This window comes from uncultured Tateyamaria sp. (assembly GCF_947496075.1).
Taxonomy (GTDB): Bacteria; Pseudomonadota; Alphaproteobacteria; order Rhodobacterales; family Rhodobacteraceae; genus Tateyamaria.
This window is the reverse complement of the sequence record NZ_CANMBJ010000002.1, coordinates 1,169,933-1,189,060: the sequence shown is the minus strand read 5'-3', so window position 1 is coordinate 1,189,060 and position 19,128 is coordinate 1,169,933. Positions and strand designations below refer to the sequence as shown.

The window sequence follows — 19,128 nt, the reverse complement described above, 5'->3', positions numbered from 1 at the left end:
ATGAATGAAGAAGACCAAACCGAGGAAAACCAGACCGTGAAACACATGGCCTCCGTCAAGGCTGCCTGGGACAAGGCACCCGAGGGTCCCAAGAAAGCGACCGCTCTGAAGCATTATCAAGCGGCCGAGAAGGCGCATGAAGCCGAAAACGACGAAGAGGCACACAACGAACTCAAGCAGGCAAGCCGCGCATTGGTGTAAGGTCGGCAAACCTGTGAAATGACTGCAAGGCCGCCCAAAGCCAAACTTAGGGCGGCCGTTTCACGTTAACAAAGGCCGTGATTGATCGAGATAGGCCGGATCGAAATCCGCCAATGCAACCAGCCCCTCGTAGTTATCGAAGGTTACTAGCCCGCCCTGAAACGTGACGAGTCCGCGTTCGCGGAGCTTACGAAGGACGCGGTTGACGTGGATGGCACTTAACCCCAACGCATCTGCCAGATGATACTGTGTGAGCGGACAGGCGTAGCCTTCCCTGCTCCCCATACCTACAAGCGACAGTCTCACGCCAAGCTCCAGCAGGAAATGCGCCATACGCGCATCCGCATCGCGCCGCCCCAGTCCGACCAGATGCTCGACAACCATCGCCTCATCGCGTGACACGGCCCAGAGAATGGCCGTGGCGAGCCGTGGTGTCTCTGCAAAGGCTTGCAGAAGATCGCTCACCAGAACCTCCGCGGCCTCGATACCGACGATGGGTTCGATCCCGTGATCGGAGGTGTGAAGAAGAACGCTGCGCAGCCCCAGGAAATCCCCCGGTATTTGGAAATCAACGATCTGCCGCGATCCATCAGGCTGAATCTTGTAAGACACAACCCAACCCGATGCCAGAATATAGGCCGCCTGTTCCGATTGGCCTTGATGCACAAGGTCACGTCCTGCGGAGAAGAATTTCCGTCGCTCATGCAATCGCTCCAGCACGCCAAGTTCTGACGCCGAAAGCTTGACGAATGCGGAGAGCTTTCGGGTGAGCGGGCTGGTTTCGATTTTCATAACTGGTCCCTTTCGAACCGGCGAATGCGCCAAGAAGAATTCTCTATAGATACTGCTTTCGATCAGTGCGGACGACAGAACGCACTATGACAGTGTCAAAGAACATCAAGACCTCGCCCGTTCACGATGGGACGAAAGTAAAAGGAAAGTTGCGATGTCAGACCAACAAGACCCCGCGGGCATGGCTGCCCTCTCGATTTGCGAGGCCCTGCTGCTCGCCTTACAAGATCGCAACGTGCTTCCAGAAAGCGAGATCGTCGGTATTCTACGCGATGCTGCGGAAACCCACGAAAAAGCAGGTGGTCCGGAATCGGAACGGCAATTGCACGCGGCAACCGCCGATCTGATCAACGAGATCCTCGTCGGAGGAAACCTGTCGCGCCGCTCTTAGAGTTGTTTGTGCGAAGCGGACGTTCTGCGACGCACCTTCCAGGCCTGCTATGGATCGACCGACTTGGTCCCTGATGCAGCGCTTTCGTCTGTTTTGGTCGGTGTTACCGGATCTTTTTCTTGCGAGGCCTTTTTGTCGGCGGCCTCTTTCTTCGCCAAGTCGTTGAACGACATTCTGGCTTTCCTTTTCTGGCTGCCAGGGTATCCGGCAGCTTGTGAGCCATAGGGGTTTGATGCTCTCTTGGCAAAGGAAACATCGGCAATCAGACAGCTTGCGCCTTGTAACCCTCTTGGGTAGCTACCATGTCTGATGTGCTACTGACCTCCATTCGAAAACCTGTTTTCCTTCGCCGGCTCACAGCGCTCGACACTGTCGTGAGAAGCCGGGCTGCCGCATATTGTGGGCAGCGATCAAATAAGGAAAATTCACATGGCCAATGGCACAGTGAAATGGTTCAACTCCACAAAAGGCTTCGGCTTTATCGCACCGGAAACAGGTGGGAAAGATGTGTTTCTGCACATCTCCGCACTTGAGCGTGCAGGCATGACGACCCTGAACGACGATCAGAAGGTGACCTTCGATGTCGAGGCAGGTCGCGACGGCCGCGAAAGCGCAACAAACATCGCGCTTGCCTGAACAATGCAACGGGGCGCTGCTATGGGGCGCCCTATCGCCATGACCGATTCCGCCGCAACGACCCAACCAAAACGCAAGGCCTCGGAATGGTCGCGTCTTATGGCGCGGTACCGCACGCCGAACACGGCCCGAAGTCTTTTCGAGTTGTTTGTCACGGTTGCGCCATTTGTCGCGATTTGGGCTGTGGCCTGGTGGATGCTGTCGGTCAGTACAATGCTTGCCGTCATCTTGGCATTAGCAAACGCAGCCTTCCTGGTCCGCCTGTTCATGATCCAGCACGATTGCGGCCACGGATCCCTGTTTCACAGTCGACGCGCGTGCGACTGGTTGGGACGTGTCATTGGCTTGGTGACGCTGACGCCCTATGATGTCTGGCGCAAAACCCACTCGATCCACCATGCGACGACCGGCAACCTGGACCGTCGGGGCACTGGCGATCTGCCAACGCTGACTGTCAGAGAATATCAGGAAAAGGGGCGGATCGACCGGAGCTTGTATCGACTTGTCCGCAATCCGATCTTCCTGTTCGGGGTCGTGCCATTTTATACTTTTTTCATCCAGTACCGGCTGCCGGTTGGTTTGATGCGATCAGGGTGGCGCTATTGGTTGAGTGCGCTCGCGACAAACGCCGGTATCGCAGCTATTTTGGCGACGCTCGTCTGGCTCGGCGGTTGGCACGTCCTGGTGTTCGTGTTTTTTCCAACGATGCTTCTCGCCGCGATGGCCGGCATGTGGTTCTTCTATGTTCAGCACCAATTCGAGGAAACCAGCTGGCAACGCGACGAGGATTGGAACATTTATGAAGCAGCGCTGGAGGGTAGCTCATATTATGCACTGCCCGGCATATTGCGCTGGATCACCGGGAATATCGGCGTCCACCACGTACATCACCTGGCGAGCCGAATCCCATTCTACCGTCTTCCCGAGGTCCTTCGCGACCATGAAGCTCTCGCCAATACCCGGCGTCTCACCCTCCGTGACAGCCTGCGCTGCGCAATGCTGGCGCTCTGGGATGAAAAGGGCCGACGGCTGGTCTCCTTCGCCGAAGCACGGCGGCTGACCGCGTAAGGCGGTCACATCGACACACGAAACTCAATAATCCGGGAAAGGATTCCCCATGACACGTTCCAGTGCACAAGGCAGAACAGATGCGGGCCATGACCTCTTCAAAGGCATGACCAAGAAGAAGAAAGCAAAGGACAGTAAGAAAGACACACAGCCCCCGATCCAAGTCGGCGAACACGGAAGATATCAGATCAAGTCGGGCCTCCTCGCGGGCAAATTCGTTGCCCGCGCTTTTGCCAAACCGCCAACGAAAGCGCGCGGCATGATCGCCGAGGCGAGCGGCGCCACCCAAGAGGCCGCGATCACCGCCCTGCATGACGTCATCGACGCCCGGGAAAGCAAAATGACCGAGAACCGCAGAACGGACCCGCATACCGGCGCATCCGTGCCGAGCATCGAGGAATACACTGAAGCGCTCGGGCAGGTGGCGCTGACACGCCCGCAGCGCGCATTGCTAGCGGCGTTGTCGTTGGCAGACGAAGACGGTTTGACAGAGGTGCGCGTGGCGAACGGCGCGGGCTACAAGTCCCGTGCATCCGCCAACAGATCGCTTGCGAGTGCAGGCCGGTTGATTGCCACCTTTCTTTCCTCGGAGACTGTATCGAATGGTTCTTCAACCAATCTGGACGGAACCGCCGTTCTTGGATTTCGGGGCGAGCCCGAACATGACGGGGATCCTGGAAACTGGATTCTATACCCGGAACTGCGCGACGCAATCCGGGCCGCGCTGTAACGGAAAGCACCGCTCGTTCAACGCGGCGGTCGGTTTCGGCTGCCGTGCGAGCGCGCGGTTACAGGAAAGAAAGAAAGCATTTGGCATTGCTCGGAAGCGAGCAACTCGTGCTCTTGTTCCAGCTAGGTTGGAGTGAAAACGATATCTGCTACACATTTTGCTGCACAATCTGCAGCGCAGCAAGACATTAATCGCAATAAAAACAGTGTATTAATATACCGAAGTTTCGGTAACTTCGGACTGTCTCTCCGCCACATATCTTAACTTAGCGTTATTTTTCAATCTGTTGAACGGTACTTACACCTTGATGTATCCGCTGTTTGTCCGCTTTTACCGGGCACGGCGACAAATCATACCGACAAATCAGCCTTGCATCGGGCAAAATGCCGCCGACAAACTGCTCGTCTCGTTCTTTCCGGCCTCAAGGCGGGCAAAGCTCCCAAACAGACTGTTGCAGAGCCATCTCAGTTGGTCGGTAAAGTAAAAGACCAATCAGATAGGCCAAACGCGCCTGTTGAGCTGCATACGTTGCCTTGGCCATGGGTCGCTTTCAAATGCCCGAGCCGGCCGCTGCAGCAGGTGATCGGCTTGTTTGGTCTGGCCCAAGTCCCGCGTCAGGTTGATAAGAAGACGTCAGAGTGTGCCAATTCAAATCCCACGCGCCGCCACGCTCCAGCAGCCAGATGAAATACAGCTCAACAGTGATCCGGCACATGATCCAACAGTCTGTGCAGCCGGTCCGCGGTCGCTTCAACCCTGCCTGCATCATGGAAGAGCTCTGCCTCGATCATCAAGATCGCAGGCGTGCCTGACGCATTACCTACGTCCTTGGCCAATCCCAGAAGACGCCATGCTTCGCTCGGGCGACCATCTAGACGCGCCGCACGCGCACCAGCAATCAAAGTCCCTTGGTTCGTAAAACTCGCTTCAGCCATTTTGCAAACCTTATGGTTTAATCGCGCAATAAACGTCGGCCCGCTTTGCATGGAACCAGCACGCAACTGCGGGACCAAGAATCCAAAGACATCACCCGAGACGCAATGCGCCATGGCACTGTGTTTGTCACGACGCCCAATGACAACCAAAATGACTGCGATTTGCTCATTGCCGCCGACGGCAGGCATCAAAAACAGACGCGTCGCCTCTTATAAGTTATTTTTAAACAAAACTCTGCAGCAAGCACGCCGCAGACTCTGCTAGTGGTGCTCACTCACCAATAAAATCAATGTGAATATGATTGCCGTCTGGATCCCAGACGTTGAAGGCCGACAGATGCATCTCTTCGATGCCGGAACGGCGATAGGCGACACCCCTTTGTTGTAGCCGATCCTGGAATGCCTCTGCATCCCCGGAGGCGCGAAAGGCAAAGTGTTCGAGCTTGAGGGCCGTTTCAGATCCCGCAGCCCCATCGTCTTCAACCGCAACCAAATGAACAGCGGCAACATCCCCAGCGTAAAGCCACGCACCATCCATACTGAACGCGGGACGTACACCCGCTGAAAGCCCAAGGATCTCCTCGTACCACTGGATCATTTCGGCAAGGCGCGTTGTGCGCAGATTCACGTGATCGAGACGTTCGATAGGCATGGGTGTACTCCTCTTCCGCGGCCACCCTATCGCACTGCTCTCAACGCGTCATCCGGTACACGGTGCCTTTGCCGACCGATATGAAAAGGATGCTGCCGTCAGGTGCCTCGACGATGTCGCGCACACGCAAGGTTTCATCGCCTTCGATCTGCTCGACTTCGCTGGCACTGATGTCGTCCACCGCCAGTCGCGAAATGTAGCTGAACTTCAGCGAACCAACGAACATGTCACCCTTCCATTCAGGAAACATGTCGCCCTGGTAAATCATAAGTCCGGATGGGGCCATCGACGGGTCCCAGTAGAATGCCGGCTGCTCCATGTCAGCTCGCGACGTGCCTTCTCCGATCTTCGCACCGGAGTAATGGACGCCATAGGAAATCACGGGCCACCCGAAATTCGCCCCCTTCTGGACGCGGTTCACCTCGTCCCCGCCGCGCGCGCCGTGCTCTGCTGTCCACAGCGTGTCATCAGCATCCAGGCCCGCCCCTTGCGGGTTGCGATGCCCGTAGGACCAAATATGCGGCTGGATGCCTTCCTGGCCAACAAACGGATTGTCTGCGGGCACCGTGCCATCCCTGTTTACTCGAACGATTGCACCGTTGTGATTGGACCGGTCCTGCGCGGACGGGCGGTCACCTCGATCCCCGATGGTCACATACAAAGTGCCATCCGGTGCTTCGACCACGCGACTGCCGAAATGGCGCCCACTGCTTCCCCCTGGTGCGCTTTCAAACAGGTCACGCAGATTTTCGAGCCGTGTTCCATCCGTGCTCAGCTCTGCCGCTGCGAGTGCGGTACCCGATCCGCGGCCCTGCGGTTTGGAGTAAGTCAGGAAAACGGTCCGCGAAGTCGCAAAGTCGCGCGAAATAGTAACGTCCAAAAGCCCGCCCTGCCCTGCGGCAGCAACACGTGGCACGCCATCCACCGCTTTCGCTTCACCACCAGACGCATGCACCAAACGTCCATCACGTTCAGTCACCAACAACGAACCATCCGGCAGTTCCGCGACCCCCCAAGGCTCATCCAGCCCCGTGACAACCGGCGTCACCGTCACAGCCCCCTGATCCGTTTCCAGCGCAAGGGCGGATACAGGCAAAAAGGTCATGGCAAAAACAGCAAAACGGCGCATCTGAGCATCCTCCATCTTGGGTACATACCTTAGCTAATCATTCATCCAGCGCGGTCCACCCACATTCCCGTGGGTTACCACGGACTATTCGACTTTTCTTTTTTGCATCGCCCGCTTACGCTCCGCCGCAGGACAATGATCCACAGGGAGAAAAGACAATGAAAAAACTGCTTATGGCGTCAGCCGCCACGGCATTGATGGCCGGCACTGCATTCGCCGACGGACACGCAAAAGAAGTCAAAATCGGTATCATTCTGGGCTTCACCGGCCCCATTGAATCTCTGACACCGTCGATGGCCGATGGCGCTGAACTGGCAATGAAAGAAGTCGCCGATTCCGGCTTGTTGCTGGACAGCGCCACCGTGACACCGGTACGCGCGGACAGCACATGCGTTGATGCTGGTGCGGCGACCGCAGCCGCTGAACGTCTGGTAACCTCGGACAAAGTTGACGGCATTATGGGCGCGGACTGTTCAGGTGTGACCGGCGCGATCCTGAACAACGTGGCAGTCGCTAACGGTGTCGTCATGGTGTCGCCCTCGGCGACCTCGCCCGGCCTGTCGCACAACGACAATGAAGACAACGGTTTGTTCTTCCGCACCGCGCCCTCCGACGCGCGCCAAGGCGTCGTGATGACCGAGGTGCTTATGGAAGAAGGCATCAAGGAAGTCGCAGTAACCTACACAAACAACGACTACGGCAAGGGTCTGGCAGATTCGTTCCAGGCCGCCTTTGAAGCCGCGGGTGGTACTGTAACCATCAACGCGGCCCATGAAGATGGCAAGGCGGACTACTCGGCCGAAGTCGGCGCGTTGGCAGCAGCTGGCGGTGAGCGTCTCGTGGTCGCAGGCTATGTGGATCAGGGCGGCTCCGGCGTCGTGCGTGCAGCATTGGATTCCGGCGCATTCGACACCTTCCACTTCCCCGACGGGATGATTAGCGCCAAGCTGGCCGAGAACTTCGGGGACGAGATTGAAGGCTCGACCGGTCAACACCCAGGCACCGACAGCCCGGGCGCCGCGAAGTTCGAAGAGATGGTTGGTGACGCGTTCGACGCCACCTCGCCCTTCACACCCGAAAGCTATGATGCAGCAGCGTTGATCATGCTGGCGATGCAAGCGGCCAACTCCAAGGACAGCAACGACTACAAAGAGCATATCATGGACGTAGCCAACGCGCCGGGCGAACAGATCTTCCCCGGTGAGCTGGCAAAGGCCTTGCAAATCCTCAAGGACGGCGGCGAAATCGACTATGTCGGCGCCACAGCCGTGGAACTGATCGGTGCGGGTGAATCGGCGGGCAACTACCGCCAGATCGTCGTCGAAGGCGGCGAAATCACCACGGCCAAGTACCGCTAAACGGTTATCCAAACTGATGGACAGCCCGGGCATTCCCGGGCTGTTTCAATATCTTGAAGACCGCTCTTAAAGCGGCACGGGGAAACATATGATCGTCGTTGACGACATTCACAAACATTTCGGCGGGTTTCATGCCGTTGACGGCGCATCGCTGTCAATCCAACCCGGTTCGATCACCGGCTTGATCGGACCGAACGGCGCAGGAAAAACCACACTTTTCAATGTGATCGCAGGCGTACTTCCACCGACGTCTGGCCGCGTGACCATGGACGGCGAGGACATCACCGGCCTGCCACCGCATACACTATTCCACAAAGGGCTTCTGCGCACCTTCCAGATCGCGCACGAGTTCAGCTCCATGACCTGTCGCGAGAACCTGATGATGGTCCCCAGCGCGCAATCAGGTGAAACGCTTTGGAACACATGGTTCGGGCGCAAGCGCATTGCCGATGAAGAACGTGCGCTGGCTGCAAAAGCCGATGAAGTGTTGGAGTTCCTGACCATCGAACATCTGTCCGGCCACAAGGCGGGCCAGGTCTCAGGTGGACAAAAGAAATTGCTGGAACTCGGACGCACCATGATGGTCGACGCCAAGGTCGTGTTCCTGGACGAGGTCGGCGCAGGCGTGAACCGCACCCTACTCAATACCATCGGCGACGCCATCCTTCGTCTGAACAAGGAACGCAACTACACATTCGTCGTGATCGAACACGATATGGATTTCATCGGCAAGATCTGCGACCCGGTCATCTGCATGGCCGAGGGCAAGGTACTGGCCGAGGGCACGTTGGCCGAGATCAAAGCCAACGAACAGGTGATCGAGGCGTATCTGGGCACCGGCCTCAAGAACAAGGACAAGGTGGGCGCATGAAACGCATCGCACTTGCATATTGCGCAACGCTCGCACTGACAGCAATGCCGGTCCTGGCGCAGGAAACCTGCCATGACGTTACCGAAGGTGTGGAATATTGCACGGACGCGGAACAGCGTCGCGGTTTCATTAGCCAAGCGATCTATCCCGATCTGTTCGGTGTGTTCACCCTATCGGACGACCCGTTGATTTCCACAAATGTAGTTGTCATGCCGCTCGACCGTACGCTCATCGACAGCAATGACATGGTCGGCATGATCTTTGAGCAGTACCGCCGTGGCACACCGCACTTTTCCAACGTTGGCAACCTGCAAGTGCGCGGCTCTACCATCGACGGACGCGCCAGCATTCAGGTCGATTTCATGGCCCTGAGCAAGGACAACAACCCGCGCGGCGGGTACATCGTGGAGGCACTGCCGGGTGCTGATGCGGTTTTGTTGATCTACACGGTTCAAGAGCGTCACGCCAAGGAAGCCGACGGTCGGCCCGGTCCCAAGGTCGAAGCCATTACAGATGAAATGCGTGCCGCCCATGCCGCCGCTATGCAAGACTACAGGATTGGCCTGTGATGTCCGACACCTTCCTGATTGGCGACACCATGACCGGCGGCTACGGCAATGGCCCCGACATCCTTCACGACTGCACCGTGGCGGTTGAACCTGGCGAAATTGCCGTCATTGTCGGCCCCAATGGCGCAGGAAAGTCGACGGCGATGAAAGCCGTCTTTGGCATGCTGGACGTGCGCCAAGGCGCGGTGCGGTTGGATGGTGAAGACATTACGGACCTCACCCCGCAGGACCGGGTCGCCAAGGGCATGGGGTTTGTCCCCCAGACCTCCAACATCTTCACCTCGATGACGGTCGAGGAGAATCTCGAAATGGGAGCCTTCATCCGGCGCGACGATTTCTCGGACACGATGGCGCAGGTCTATGATCTGTTTCCGATCCTCAAGGAAAAGCGTCGCCAACCCGCGGGTGAGTTGTCAGGCGGACAGCGCCAGCAGGTTGCTGTGGGGCGCGCGTTGATGACCCAGCCCAAGGTGCTGATGCTGGACGAGCCGACTGCCGGGGTCAGCCCCATCGTGATGGACGAGTTGTTTGACCGGATCATTGAGGTCGCCCGCACTGGCATCCCGATCCTGATGGTCGAACAGAACGCCCGCCAAGCACTTGAAATTGCAGACAAAGGCTATGTGCTGGTGCAGGGCCGCAATGCGTATACGGGGACGGGCAAGGAACTGTTGGCCGATCCTGAAGTGCGCAAGAGTTTCTTGGGGGGATGAGCATGAAAAAACGACCCGCTTCCCATTATTCAGAATCCTTGTTTCGCTCTGTTTTTGCCAGACGCAACGGGCGCAGGGCCTTTTTTCTGGCCACTCTGGCCACCATGACGGCAACGAACGTCACTGTCGTTTCACCGCTATCTGGCGGAGAACTCATTGGTTTTCAGCTTGAGTGCCAGTTTTCGCATGCGATTTCTTATGCAGATGCCGTCGAAGTCAACTTCGAGCCCGCCAAAGCGATTGTCGATCTGCAAGCACCTCCTGTTTTGGCAGATCACGAGGACGGACATCTGTTTGAAGTAAAAGGCGCAGATGGCGCAAGACACTTCATTGTTCCTTACTATGGCTCAACACTTGCAGGCGAGTTCTTCACCGTTTTCTCGGATGGGAGAAGTGTCCGCACTCAACACTATGCCACAAGTGAGAAAAACCTTGGCGTACATTCAGACCTAGGAACCTGTGAGGTGATCGAATAATGGACCTCCTCAACGCCTTCATCACCCTTTCAAACTTCGTCCTGATCCCCGCCATCGCCTATGGTTCCCAACTCGCTCTTGGTGCGCTTGGCGTGACCCTCATCTACGGCATCCTCAGGTTCTCCAACTTCGCCCATGGCGACACGATGGCCTTTGGCACCATGGCGACGATCCTGATCACATGGGCTTTCCAATCTGCAGGGATCAGCGCAGGTCCCCTGCCCACTGCCCTGCTCGCCCTGCCCTTTGGCATCGCAGTCTGCGCTCTGTTCGTGTTGGCGACCGACCGCGGGGTCTACAGTTTCTACCGTACGCAAAAGGCGAAACCGATCATCTTTGTCATGGTCAGCCTTGGTGTCATGTTCATCATGAACGGCCTTGTCCGCTTCATCATCGGCCCCAATGATCAGCGCTTTTCGGACGGTGAGCGATTCATCATCTCGGTCCGCGAATTCAAGGCACTCACGGGGCTCAAGGAAGGTCTGGCGATCAAGACCACCCAAGGGCTGACCGTCATCACCGCTATCATCGTTGTCGCTTTGCTGTTCTATTTCTTGAACCGGACCCGAACGGGCAAGTCCATGCGGGCTTACTCGGACAACGAAGACCTCGCGCTGCTCTCAGGCATCAACCCGGAACGCGTCGTCATGGTCACGTGGCTGATTGTTGCGGCACTGGCGACAATCGCGGGCGTTCTCTACGGCCTCGACAAGTCGTTCAAGCCCTTCGTCTATTTCCAGCTGCTGCTGCCCATCTTCGCCTCCGCCATCGTCGGCGGGCTTGGTAACCCGCTGGGCGCCATCGCGGGCGGCTTTACCATCGCGTTCTCCGAAGTGATGATTACCTATGCATGGAAGAAGGTGGCTGGCTATGCCCTACCCGATGCGCTCGCCCCGGACGGGTTGGCACAGCTTCTGTCCACCGACTACAAATTCGCCGTCAGCTTCGTCATCCTGCTGATCGTGCTCTTGTTCAAGCCCACGGGCCTGTTCGCGGGGAAATCCGTATGACCGACACGACACGCAACTTAGTCTACTTCGGCTTCATCGCGGCGCTGATCATCGGCACAGGGCTCATGACGTCATGGAACCTTGCCATTACCATCGTCAATTTCGGGCTGATCTCGGCCATCATGGCGCTGGGGGTCAACCTGCAATGGGGGTTCGCGGGCCTGTTCAACGTGGGGATCATGGGATTTGTCGCACTTGGAGGGCTCGCCACTGTGCTGATCTCCATGCCCCCCGTGGGCGAGGCTTGGGCCGCAGGCGGCGTACGGGTGATCCTCGCCCTGATCCTTGGGGCCGCGACAATCGTCGGCGCCATTCTCGCCTACAACGCATTGCCCAAGGGACGAATGCGGGCCATCGGCATGATTGTGATCCTAGTTGCCGGGTTCTTCATCTACCGCGCCGTTTTTGACGGCGGTGTGCAGGCGGTTGAGGCGGTGAACCCCGCCAACGCAGGTTACTTGGGCGGGCTTGGCCTGCCCGTGTTGCTGGCATGGCCCGTGGGTGGCCTTCTCGCTGCCGGGGCCGCATGGATCATCGGGAAAACGGCGCTGGGTCTTCGATCCGATTATCTCGCCATCGCAACATTGGGCATTGCGGAAATCATCATCGCAGTACTGAAGAACGAGGATTGGCTGGCCCGCGGCGTCAAAAACGTTGTCGGTCTGCCCCGCCCTGCGCCCTATGAGATCAATCTGCAAAACAGCGAAACATTTGTGGAGCGTGTAACGAACCTTGGCTTCGACCCGGTCACGGCCTCAACCCTCTGGGTCAAGGCCATCTACGCGGGGCTTTTCACGGTCGTCCTGCTGATCCTCTTCATCCTTGCCCAGCGGGCTCTACATTCGCCCTGGGGCCGGATGATGCGCGCCATCCGCGACAATGAGGTCGCAGCCGAGGCCATGGGCAAGGATGTCACCGCCCGCCATCTGCAAATCTTCGTGCTCGGCTCGGCCATCTGCGGCATCGCGGGCGCGATGATGACCACACTGGACGGACAGCTGACACCGGGCACCTACCAACCGCTGCGCTTTACCTTCCTGATCTGGGTCATGGTGATCGTGGGTGGCTCGGGCAACAACCTTGGTGCCGTGCTGGGCGGCTTCCTGATCTGGTGGCTCTGGGTGATGGTTGAACCCATTGGGCTTTGGTTGATGCAGGTGGTCACCTCAGGCATGGCCGAAGGCTTCTGGCTGCGCGAACACCTGCTCGACAGCGCGGCCCACATGCGACTTTTGACCATGGGGGTTGTCCTGCTTCTGGTGCTACGGTTCAGCCCGAGAGGGTTGATACCGGAGAGGTAACATGCAGCGCACAGCACGCCGGACCGGATGGACGATTGCCGGGCTCGTGCTGCTTTTCGTGCTGATCCAGGGCTTTGTCTGGCACTCCGTATCGCGCGGCACACTTGGCCTGTCCGGCAACCCGTCTGCCATTGAACGGCTTGTCGGGCCACGCGCCAGTCTTTTCGCCCTGTTCGCCCATATGGTGTCGGGTGCGCTTGTGACCTTGCTGTCTGTCATCCAACTGGCTGGTCCGATCCGACAACGCTGGCCGCGCGTTCACCGCATGTCGGGCCGCGTTCTGGCCGTGATGGCGTTGCTGACAGGTGTCGGCGGTCTGATCTACGTCGCTCTGAGTGGCACAGTTGGTGGGCCGCTTATGTCGATGGGGTTCGGGGTCTACGGTGTGCTGATGATCACTGCTGCGATCCAAACGCCCCGCCTGGCCATGGCCCGCGACTACGCGCGCCACAGGCGCTGGGGTTTGCGCCTGATCGTTTTGGGCTTGGGGTCCTGGTTGTACCGTCTGCACTACGGCCTTTGGTACGGGATCACCTGCACGATAGGAGAGCAAACCTGCGGCCTTGCTGCCGAACCGGACTTTTCCGGGCTGTTCGACCAGATTCAGGTCTTTGCCTTCTACGCCCCCTACCTGCTTGCGCTCGAATGGTGGCTGCGCCGCGCGCCAGCTCCAATCAGAACGTGATATCCGCCGCAACGCGCAGATCGCGCAGGGGCCGCACAATATCTATGGATTTCTGATAAAGCGGATGCGCCTTGTACGCCTGCAATGCGCGCTTGTCTTTGAACTCGGCATAGACAACCACATCAACCTCATCCGAAAGAGCATCGTTATGGGTGTTCTTCCGAACCGAGATCACATCGGCATGCGGGTTGGCTTCCAGAATGGATAGGCCATCAAACACACGGTCCACGTCCTTGCGCTCCTTCGCCCGGAAAAACACAACATGTCTCAGTCGATGCGCGTCAGGCATAGCAATCCAGCCCCTATCTTGGCGAAGGCGCAACGCCTTCTTGCCCGATATGGTGCAAGACTAGCGCCCTTTGAAGAGGCCACCCAAAATGCCGCGGACCATGCGCCGCCCCGTGGTGCCGGTCAGCTCCTTCACAACCATCTTGGTCATCGCCTCGCCAAAACTGGCCCCCCGGCGTGTGGACCGCGATGTTGAGCGTGTAACCCGCGCGCCAGAGTACCGGCGACCCGCATTGAACTCACGCAGGACAGGTTCCAGCTCTTCAGCCTTCTCCTCTGCGTCGGCCGCCTCTTTGGCTGCCGTATCCGCACGTGCCTTGAGAATTTCAAAGGCGGATTCACGGTCCATCGGCTCATCATACTTGCCTGCCATATCGCTGGCCGCCAGATGGGCAGCGCGCTCACCATTGGTAATCGGTCCAAGTTGCGATGACGGCGGCCGGATCAACGTGCGTTCGACAATCCCCGGAACCCCCTTCTTTTGCAGCATCGAGGTCACGGCCTCACCCACCCCGACCTCGCGAATGGCCTCTTCGGTCTCAAACCTTGGGTTTTCACGGTAGGTTTCTGCCGCCATCCGCAACTCCTTGCGGTCCTTCGCGGTAAAGGCGCGCAACGCATGTTGAAAGCGATTGCCCAATTGGCCAAGGATGTCCTCGGGTACATCAGCAGGGTTCTGGGTGATGAAATACACACCAACCCCCTTGGACCGGATCAGTCGCGCCACCTGTTCCACCTTGTCGACCAACGCTTTGGGCGCGTCCTCAAACAGCAGATGCGCTTCGTCAAAGAAGAACACGAGCTTAGGTTTGTCGGGGTCACCCACTTCGGGCAGTTCCTCGAACAGCTCGGACAGCAGCCATAGCAGGAAGGTGGCATAGAGTTTCGGCGCCCCCATCAACTGATCCGCGGCAAGAATGTTCACCATCCCCTTGCCGGAAGCGTCCGTGCGCATCAGGTCTGACAGTTCCAACGCTGGCTCACCGAACAATTGGCTCGCCCCCTGGTTCTCCAGCACCAGCAAGCGCCTCTGGATCGCCCCAATGGATTGGGACGACACATTGCCATAGCGCAGGCTGAGGTCCTTGGCGTTCTCGCCGACCCAAACCAGAAGCGCCTGAAGGTCTTTCAGGTCCAAGAGCGGCATGCCTTCTTCGTCTGCAAGACGGAAGGCAATGTTCAGAATGCCCTCTTGCGCTTCGGTCAATTCAAGCAACTGCGCCAGCAACAACGGCCCCATCTCGGACACCGTTGTACGTACCGGGTGACCTTGTTGACCGAACATGTCCCAGAACGTCACCGGGCAGGCATGGTACGTGTAGTCGGTGAAACCGATCTTCTCAGCCCGCTCCGTGAAAGGACCATGCAGCTTGTGATCAGCTGTGCCTGACTTGGCCAGCCCCGACAAATCACCTTTGACATCTGACAGAAACACCGGAACCCCCGCATTCGAGAAACCTTCGGCCAAAATCTGGAGCGTGACGGTCTTGCCCGTTCCAGTTGCGCCGGCAACAAGCCCATGTCGATTGGCGTATTTCAGCGTCAGCCCTTGCTTCTCAGCATAGTCTACGCCGCCTCCACCGATAAAAAGACTGTCACTCATTGCTGTTAACCTTTTGTCCATTGGGCCTGCCGCGCCGACCATACAAAGTTAACACTTGGGTGCCATAGTGTTTTTGTTCTCGTCGAGATGTCCTCCCGGCGCTGAACACTTCCTCCCTGTCAGACTGGGCCGCGCTTCGTGCGCGGCCTTTTTTTCTCAACTAAACCGAACGGTTTAGATATTGATTTCACGGTCTTTTTATTTTCCGACATTCACTGTTGACCGTTGCGCGGCGCTCTCGTAACTTCCCGCGCATAAGTCGGCCAGTCCGACGGGGAGAGAAGAGATTGGAAAAGGGGGCTTTGGGGTCCCCTTTTTTGCTGTTTAATGCCGGTCACGAAAACTTTGCCCTTTACCCCTGACACCGCCTTTGGTCCGTGTTAGCAGTCAGGCAAATGCAACAAGAGCGGAATTGACATGCGCACTTCACTGATTGCCCTCTCCGTGGCCCTTTTGCTGCCACTTGGCGCCATGGCCCAGTCCACGGACACGACAACAGAAGGTACGGCCACAGAAGACGCGGCACCTGAAAACACAGACGAAGCACCGACTGTTGGAAATGCCATCGAAGACCAGTTGAGCCTCGGCGAAGATGCGTCGTCGCCACAGGTTGGTCAGACCTACACCAAGGAAACCAACGGAGACTGGGAACTGCGCTGCATCAAGGCAGAAGAAGGTGAAGAGCCTTGCCAGATGTACCAACTGCTGTCGGATGACGAAGGCACTCCGGTCGCAGAGGTTTCGATCTTCCGCCTGCCCGAAGGTGGTCGCGCTGTTGCGGGTGCCACAATCATCGTCCCGCTTGAAACATCCCTGCCCCAACAGCTGACAATGGAAGTCGACGGCGGGCAAGCGCGCCGGTACCCATATGCGTTCTGCAACCCGATCGGGTGCTATTCACGCGTTGGCCTGGTGGCCGAGGAAGTGGCACAGTTCCGGCGTGGTGCAAATGCAAAGCTGACAATCGTACCGGCGCTGGCTCCCGATCAGAAAGTCGAACTAACTATGTCGCTCAAAGGGTTTACAGCCTCTTTCGACAAGACATCGATCGCTCAATTCTGAAGACAGTACACAACCGGACAGAAAAGGCCGCCCTTTCGGGTGGCCTTTATATTTTGCGCAGGGCCAATACCGCGTTCATACCGCCAAAGGCAAAGGCGTTGGACAGGACAACATCAACCTGAGCCTCTCGCGCTTCGTTCGGAACAACGTCAAGCGCACATTCGGGATCAGGTTCTTCATAGCCAATCGTGGGTGCAATCACACCGTCGCGCAGGGCCATGATGCACGCCAGCAGCTCCACCGCTCCGGTGCCGCCAATCAGATGCCCGTGCATCGATTTGGTGGATGAAATCATCAGCTTGTCAGCATGCGGCCCAAACACGTCGGCAACAGCAGCGCATTCCGTTTTGTCGTTGGCGGCAGTGCCTGTCCCGTGGGCATTTATGTAACCGACCTCATCCGCGTTGACGCCAGCATCCGCCAGCGCACCGGACATAGCACGCGCTGCACCGTTTTTGGACGGCATCACGATGTCCGCCGCATCCGACGACATGGCAAAGCCTGCAACCTCGCACAGAATTTCTGCCCCACGTGCCCGCGCATGTTCATATTCCTCGAACACGAAAACGCCCGCGCCCTCGCCCTGCACCATCCCATTGCGATTGGCTGAAAAGGGGCGGCAGGCATCCCTGGACATTACACGCAGCCCTTCCCAAGCCTTGACGCCACCAAAGCACAACATGCTTTCCGACCCGCCCGTGATCATGACCGGAGCCATGCCGGTCCGCACCATCTGAAAGGCTTGCGCCATGGCGTGGTTGGAGGACGCGCATGCCGTTGCGACGGTAAAGGACGGCCCCTTGAGGTTCCATTCCATCGACACGTGGCTGGCCGCTGCATTGTTCATCAGCTTCGGCACGACAAAGGGATGAACGCGGTTCTTTCCCTCTTCATAAACAAGACGGTAGTTCTGGTCCCAAGTGCTGACGCCACCCGCAGCCGTGCCCAAAATGACACCGGATCTGGCGGCTTCATCGCCTGAAAACGTCAGTCCCGCCTGCTCGATCGCTTCCTTGGCAGCAGCCAGAGTGAACTGCGTGAACCGATCGTAAAGGCTCATCTGCTGGCGGTTATAGCGCCCGTCGGCTTCGAACCCACGGACCTGGCCACCAATCTGGATGGCCAGCCGATCCACGTCCTGAAAATCCAGCTCACCAATGCCGCATTTCCCCTCGCGCATTGCGGCAAGTGTTTCGGAGACATCATGCCCCAGGGCATTCACAGTGCCCGCGCCGGTAATCACAACACGGCGCATCAGGTTTTCTGTTCGGAAACCAGCCGTTCAATGCCGGTAATGATCGACTGAACGTTCGATATATCGAAATCGCTCGCCTTTGGTTCGTTAGCGTTGAAAGGGACTTGGATGTCGAACTCTTCCTCAATGGCGAAAATGCTTTCCACCAGGCCAAGGCTGTCTATCCCAAGATCTTCCAGCGTGTTCTCCGGCGCCACATCGCTCCGCTCAAGCATCGCCTGCTCTGCAACGATCTCGATCACCCTGTCCTTGATACTCATGACAGCCGCCCCCTTGCCTGACTTGAGGTTGATTTAGTCATTGGCGTTGGACTTGAAAACCGCTTTCTTCAACTCCGCAACGTCGCGAAGAACGCGGGTCAGTCGCCGTGTGTTCTTGAATATGTCCAGGTTGGTTTTCATCTCGGTGGCGGGATAACCCATCATGACCTTTCCATCACGCACGGAACTCAACACCTTGCTAGCGGCAGCCAACACCACGTTGTTTCCGATTGTAAGGTTATCGGACACGCCAACCTGTCCCGCCATGACAACGAAGTTGCCCACCGTCACCGAACCGGCAAGGCCAACACAACCGCACAGCAGGTTGTCTTCGCCGATGACACAGTTGTGGCCGATGTGAACAAGGTTGTCGATCTTGGTTCGATCTCCGACTATTGTGGGACGGATCGTGCCATTGTCGATGACAGTATTACTGCCCACTTCCACATCGTCGCCAATGAAAACTGCGCCAAGGCTAGCGATGCGTGCCCACGGTTGCCCGGAGGCTTCGCCCTGATCGCCCAGGGACTCCCTGACGGCCTCCACACCGCTCTTTTCCGGAGTGACAAAGGAAAACCCGTCGCCACCAATTCGAACGCCCGGCTGAGCGATGAAATTGGCACCAATACGTACACCCGCGCCGATGCTGACATGTTCACGCAAATACGCGTTCGGGCCAAGAGACGCACGCCAACCGACAAAGCACAAAGGACCTATGATCGACTCATCACCGATCTCCGCGTCAGGGCCGACTACGGCACCCGCTGCAATGGTGACATCGTCACCGATCCGTGCCGTTGGATCTACAACCGCACTGGGATGAATGCCCGATCCAAACCCCTGCCCCGGATCAGCCATGGTGGTCAGCTGCGACATGGCAAACCGTGGACGTTGAGGCAGAACGGCCGCGTTCAGGCCCAATTCTTCCCAATCGGCTCCATCCCACAGCAGGGCCGCCTTGGCTGCGCCCGCCGCAATAGAACCTGCATACTTGGCGTTGCTGGCAAGGGCCAAATCCTCTGGCCCCGCCTGACCGGGCTCTGACAGGCCCGTCACCACCATGCTGGTATCACCAACCGCCTCCGCCTCCAGTGCATCGGCAATCTCGGCAATGGTGTAACGCATGGCGGTCCCCTTTGGCTG

At 57.8% G+C, this 19,128-nt stretch carries 24 protein-coding genes; 14 read left to right on the top strand and 10 right to left on the bottom strand.

The genetic code is table 11. The features are described 5' to 3' along the window. Positions 1 to 201: a hypothetical protein gene (locus Q1A51_RS09920; RefSeq protein WP_299197832.1), complete on the top strand. Its 201-nt coding sequence runs from the start codon at positions 1 to 3 to the stop codon at positions 199 to 201. A gap of 60 nt (positions 202 to 261) precedes the next feature. Here Q1A51_RS09920 and Q1A51_RS09915 read toward each other — a convergent pair whose 3' ends face one another. Continuing rightward, the gene (locus Q1A51_RS09915) at positions 262 to 993 is read right to left on the bottom strand and encodes a Crp/Fnr family transcriptional regulator (RefSeq protein WP_299197838.1); all 732 of its coding nucleotides are present in this window, start codon (positions 991 to 993) and stop codon (positions 262 to 264) included. A gap of 154 nt (positions 994 to 1,147) precedes the next feature. On the opposite strand from Q1A51_RS09915, the gene Q1A51_RS09910 reads away from it, so the two are divergent. Next, positions 1,148 to 1,384 carry a hypothetical protein gene (locus Q1A51_RS09910; RefSeq protein ID WP_299197842.1) on the top strand — a complete coding sequence of 79 codons (237 nt, stop codon included), beginning with the start codon at positions 1,148 to 1,150 and terminating at the stop codon, positions 1,382 to 1,384. A 47-nt stretch (positions 1,385 to 1,431) separates the two neighbouring features. Here the strand turns inward: Q1A51_RS09910 and Q1A51_RS09905 are convergent, their stop codons facing one another. Further along, positions 1,432 to 1,557, bottom strand: coding sequence for a hypothetical protein (locus Q1A51_RS09905; protein ID WP_299197853.1), 126 nt, complete (start codon positions 1,555 to 1,557; stop codon positions 1,432 to 1,434). Between the two features lie 256 nt (positions 1,558 to 1,813). On the opposite strand from Q1A51_RS09905, the gene Q1A51_RS09900 reads away from it, so the two are divergent. The 3 genes from Q1A51_RS09900 to Q1A51_RS09890 are packed head-to-tail and all read left to right on the top strand — an operon-like array spanning position 1,814 to position 3,818. After that, on the top strand, positions 1,814 to 2,020 hold the full coding sequence (locus Q1A51_RS09900; protein ID WP_299197892.1) for a cold-shock protein: 207 nt from the start codon (positions 1,814 to 1,816) through the stop codon (positions 2,018 to 2,020). Positions 2,021 to 2,059: 39 nt separating this feature from the next. Beyond that, the gene (locus Q1A51_RS09895) at positions 2,060 to 3,088 is read left to right on the top strand and encodes a fatty acid desaturase (protein ID WP_299596658.1); all 1,029 of its coding nucleotides are present in this window, start codon (positions 2,060 to 2,062) and stop codon (positions 3,086 to 3,088) included. A 49-nt stretch (positions 3,089 to 3,137) separates the two neighbouring features. Further along, on the top strand, positions 3,138 to 3,818 hold the full coding sequence (locus Q1A51_RS09890) for a hypothetical protein (protein ID WP_299197917.1): 681 nt from the start codon (positions 3,138 to 3,140) through the stop codon (positions 3,816 to 3,818). 695 nt (positions 3,819 to 4,513) lie between these two features. Here Q1A51_RS09890 and Q1A51_RS09885 read toward each other — a convergent pair. The 3 genes from Q1A51_RS09885 to Q1A51_RS09875 form a co-directional block, all read right to left on the bottom strand. Next, positions 4,514 to 4,753, bottom strand: coding sequence for a hypothetical protein (locus Q1A51_RS09885; protein WP_299596661.1), 240 nt, complete (start codon positions 4,751 to 4,753; stop codon positions 4,514 to 4,516). A 271-nt stretch (positions 4,754 to 5,024) separates the two neighbouring features. Further along, positions 5,025 to 5,405, bottom strand: a complete 381-nt coding sequence (locus Q1A51_RS09880; protein ID WP_299596664.1) for a VOC family protein — start codon at positions 5,403 to 5,405, stop codon at positions 5,025 to 5,027. Positions 5,406 to 5,445: 40 nt separating this feature from the next. Further along, positions 5,446 to 6,534: a PQQ-dependent sugar dehydrogenase gene (locus tag Q1A51_RS09875; RefSeq protein ID WP_299596667.1), complete on the bottom strand. Its 1,089-nt coding sequence runs from the start codon at positions 6,532 to 6,534 to the stop codon at positions 5,446 to 5,448. A gap of 158 nt (positions 6,535 to 6,692) precedes the next feature. Here Q1A51_RS09875 and Q1A51_RS09870 point away from each other — a divergent pair, with 158 nt between their 5' ends. The 8 genes from Q1A51_RS09870 (at position 6,693) to Q1A51_RS09835 (ending at position 13,517) form a co-directional block, all read left to right on the top strand. Next, on the top strand, positions 6,693 to 7,892 hold the full coding sequence (locus tag Q1A51_RS09870; RefSeq protein ID WP_299596670.1) for an ABC transporter substrate-binding protein: 1,200 nt from the start codon (positions 6,693 to 6,695) through the stop codon (positions 7,890 to 7,892). A gap of 88 nt (positions 7,893 to 7,980) precedes the next feature. Beyond that, the gene (locus tag Q1A51_RS09865; RefSeq protein ID WP_299596673.1) at positions 7,981 to 8,763 is read left to right on the top strand and encodes an ABC transporter ATP-binding protein; all 783 of its coding nucleotides are present in this window, start codon (positions 7,981 to 7,983) and stop codon (positions 8,761 to 8,763) included. Further along, positions 8,760 to 9,332, top strand: coding sequence for a hypothetical protein (locus tag Q1A51_RS09860; RefSeq protein ID WP_299596676.1), 573 nt, complete (start codon positions 8,760 to 8,762; stop codon positions 9,330 to 9,332). Before Q1A51_RS09865 ends, Q1A51_RS09860 begins: the two co-directional genes overlap by 4 nt. After that, entirely contained in the window at positions 9,332 to 10,045 is a 714-nt protein-coding gene (locus tag Q1A51_RS09855; RefSeq protein WP_299596679.1) for an ABC transporter ATP-binding protein, read from the top strand. Before Q1A51_RS09860 ends, Q1A51_RS09855 begins: the two co-directional genes overlap by 1 nt. Positions 10,046 to 10,047: 2 nt before the next feature. After that, positions 10,048 to 10,521, top strand: a complete 474-nt coding sequence (locus Q1A51_RS09850) for a hypothetical protein (protein ID WP_299596682.1) — start codon at positions 10,048 to 10,050, stop codon at positions 10,519 to 10,521. Next, on the top strand, positions 10,521 to 11,531 hold the full coding sequence (locus tag Q1A51_RS09845) for a branched-chain amino acid ABC transporter permease (protein WP_299596685.1): 1,011 nt from the start codon (positions 10,521 to 10,523) through the stop codon (positions 11,529 to 11,531). Before Q1A51_RS09850 ends, Q1A51_RS09845 begins: the two co-directional genes overlap by 1 nt. After that, on the top strand, positions 11,528 to 12,832 hold the full coding sequence (locus Q1A51_RS09840; RefSeq protein ID WP_299596688.1) for a branched-chain amino acid ABC transporter permease: 1,305 nt from the start codon (positions 11,528 to 11,530) through the stop codon (positions 12,830 to 12,832). The genes Q1A51_RS09845 and Q1A51_RS09840 overlap by 4 nt, the downstream gene beginning before the upstream one ends. 1 nt (position 12,833) lies before the next feature. Further along, positions 12,834 to 13,517, top strand: coding sequence for a DUF2306 domain-containing protein (locus Q1A51_RS09835; protein ID WP_299596691.1), 684 nt, complete (start codon positions 12,834 to 12,836; stop codon positions 13,515 to 13,517). Here Q1A51_RS09835 and Q1A51_RS09830 read toward each other — a convergent pair. After that, positions 13,507 to 13,746 (bottom strand): Dabb family protein, encoded by a 240-nt coding sequence (locus Q1A51_RS09830; protein WP_366869788.1) that lies wholly within the window; start codon positions 13,744 to 13,746, stop codon positions 13,507 to 13,509. The genes Q1A51_RS09835 and Q1A51_RS09830 overlap by 11 nt on opposite strands. A gap of 120 nt (positions 13,747 to 13,866) precedes the next feature. Further along, a complete protein-coding gene (locus tag Q1A51_RS09825; protein WP_299596697.1) occupies positions 13,867 to 15,408 on the bottom strand; it encodes a helicase HerA-like domain-containing protein in 1,542 nt (513 codons plus the stop codon). A 417-nt stretch (positions 15,409 to 15,825) separates the two neighbouring features. Between Q1A51_RS09825 and Q1A51_RS09820 the strand changes: the two genes are divergently transcribed. Beyond that, positions 15,826 to 16,470, top strand: a complete 645-nt coding sequence (locus tag Q1A51_RS09820) for an invasion associated locus B family protein (RefSeq protein WP_299198166.1) — start codon at positions 15,826 to 15,828, stop codon at positions 16,468 to 16,470. A gap of 46 nt (positions 16,471 to 16,516) precedes the next feature. Here the strand turns inward: Q1A51_RS09820 and Q1A51_RS09815 are convergent, their stop codons facing one another. The 3 genes from Q1A51_RS09815 to lpxD are packed head-to-tail and all read right to left on the bottom strand — an operon-like array spanning position 16,517 to position 19,110. After that, on the bottom strand, positions 16,517 to 17,725 hold the full coding sequence (locus tag Q1A51_RS09815) for a beta-ketoacyl-[acyl-carrier-protein] synthase family protein (protein ID WP_299596701.1): 1,209 nt from the start codon (positions 17,723 to 17,725) through the stop codon (positions 16,517 to 16,519). Continuing rightward, positions 17,725 to 17,985 (bottom strand): phosphopantetheine-binding protein, encoded by a 261-nt coding sequence (locus Q1A51_RS09810; protein ID WP_299596704.1) that lies wholly within the window; start codon positions 17,983 to 17,985, stop codon positions 17,725 to 17,727. The genes Q1A51_RS09815 and Q1A51_RS09810 overlap by 1 nt, the downstream gene beginning before the upstream one ends. 33 nt (positions 17,986 to 18,018) lie before the next feature. Next, positions 18,019 to 19,110 carry a UDP-3-O-(3-hydroxymyristoyl)glucosamine N-acyltransferase gene (gene lpxD, locus Q1A51_RS09805; RefSeq protein WP_299596707.1) on the bottom strand — a complete coding sequence of 364 codons (1,092 nt, stop codon included), beginning with the start codon at positions 19,108 to 19,110 and terminating at the stop codon, positions 18,019 to 18,021. Positions 19,111 to 19,128: the final 18 nt, after the last annotated feature.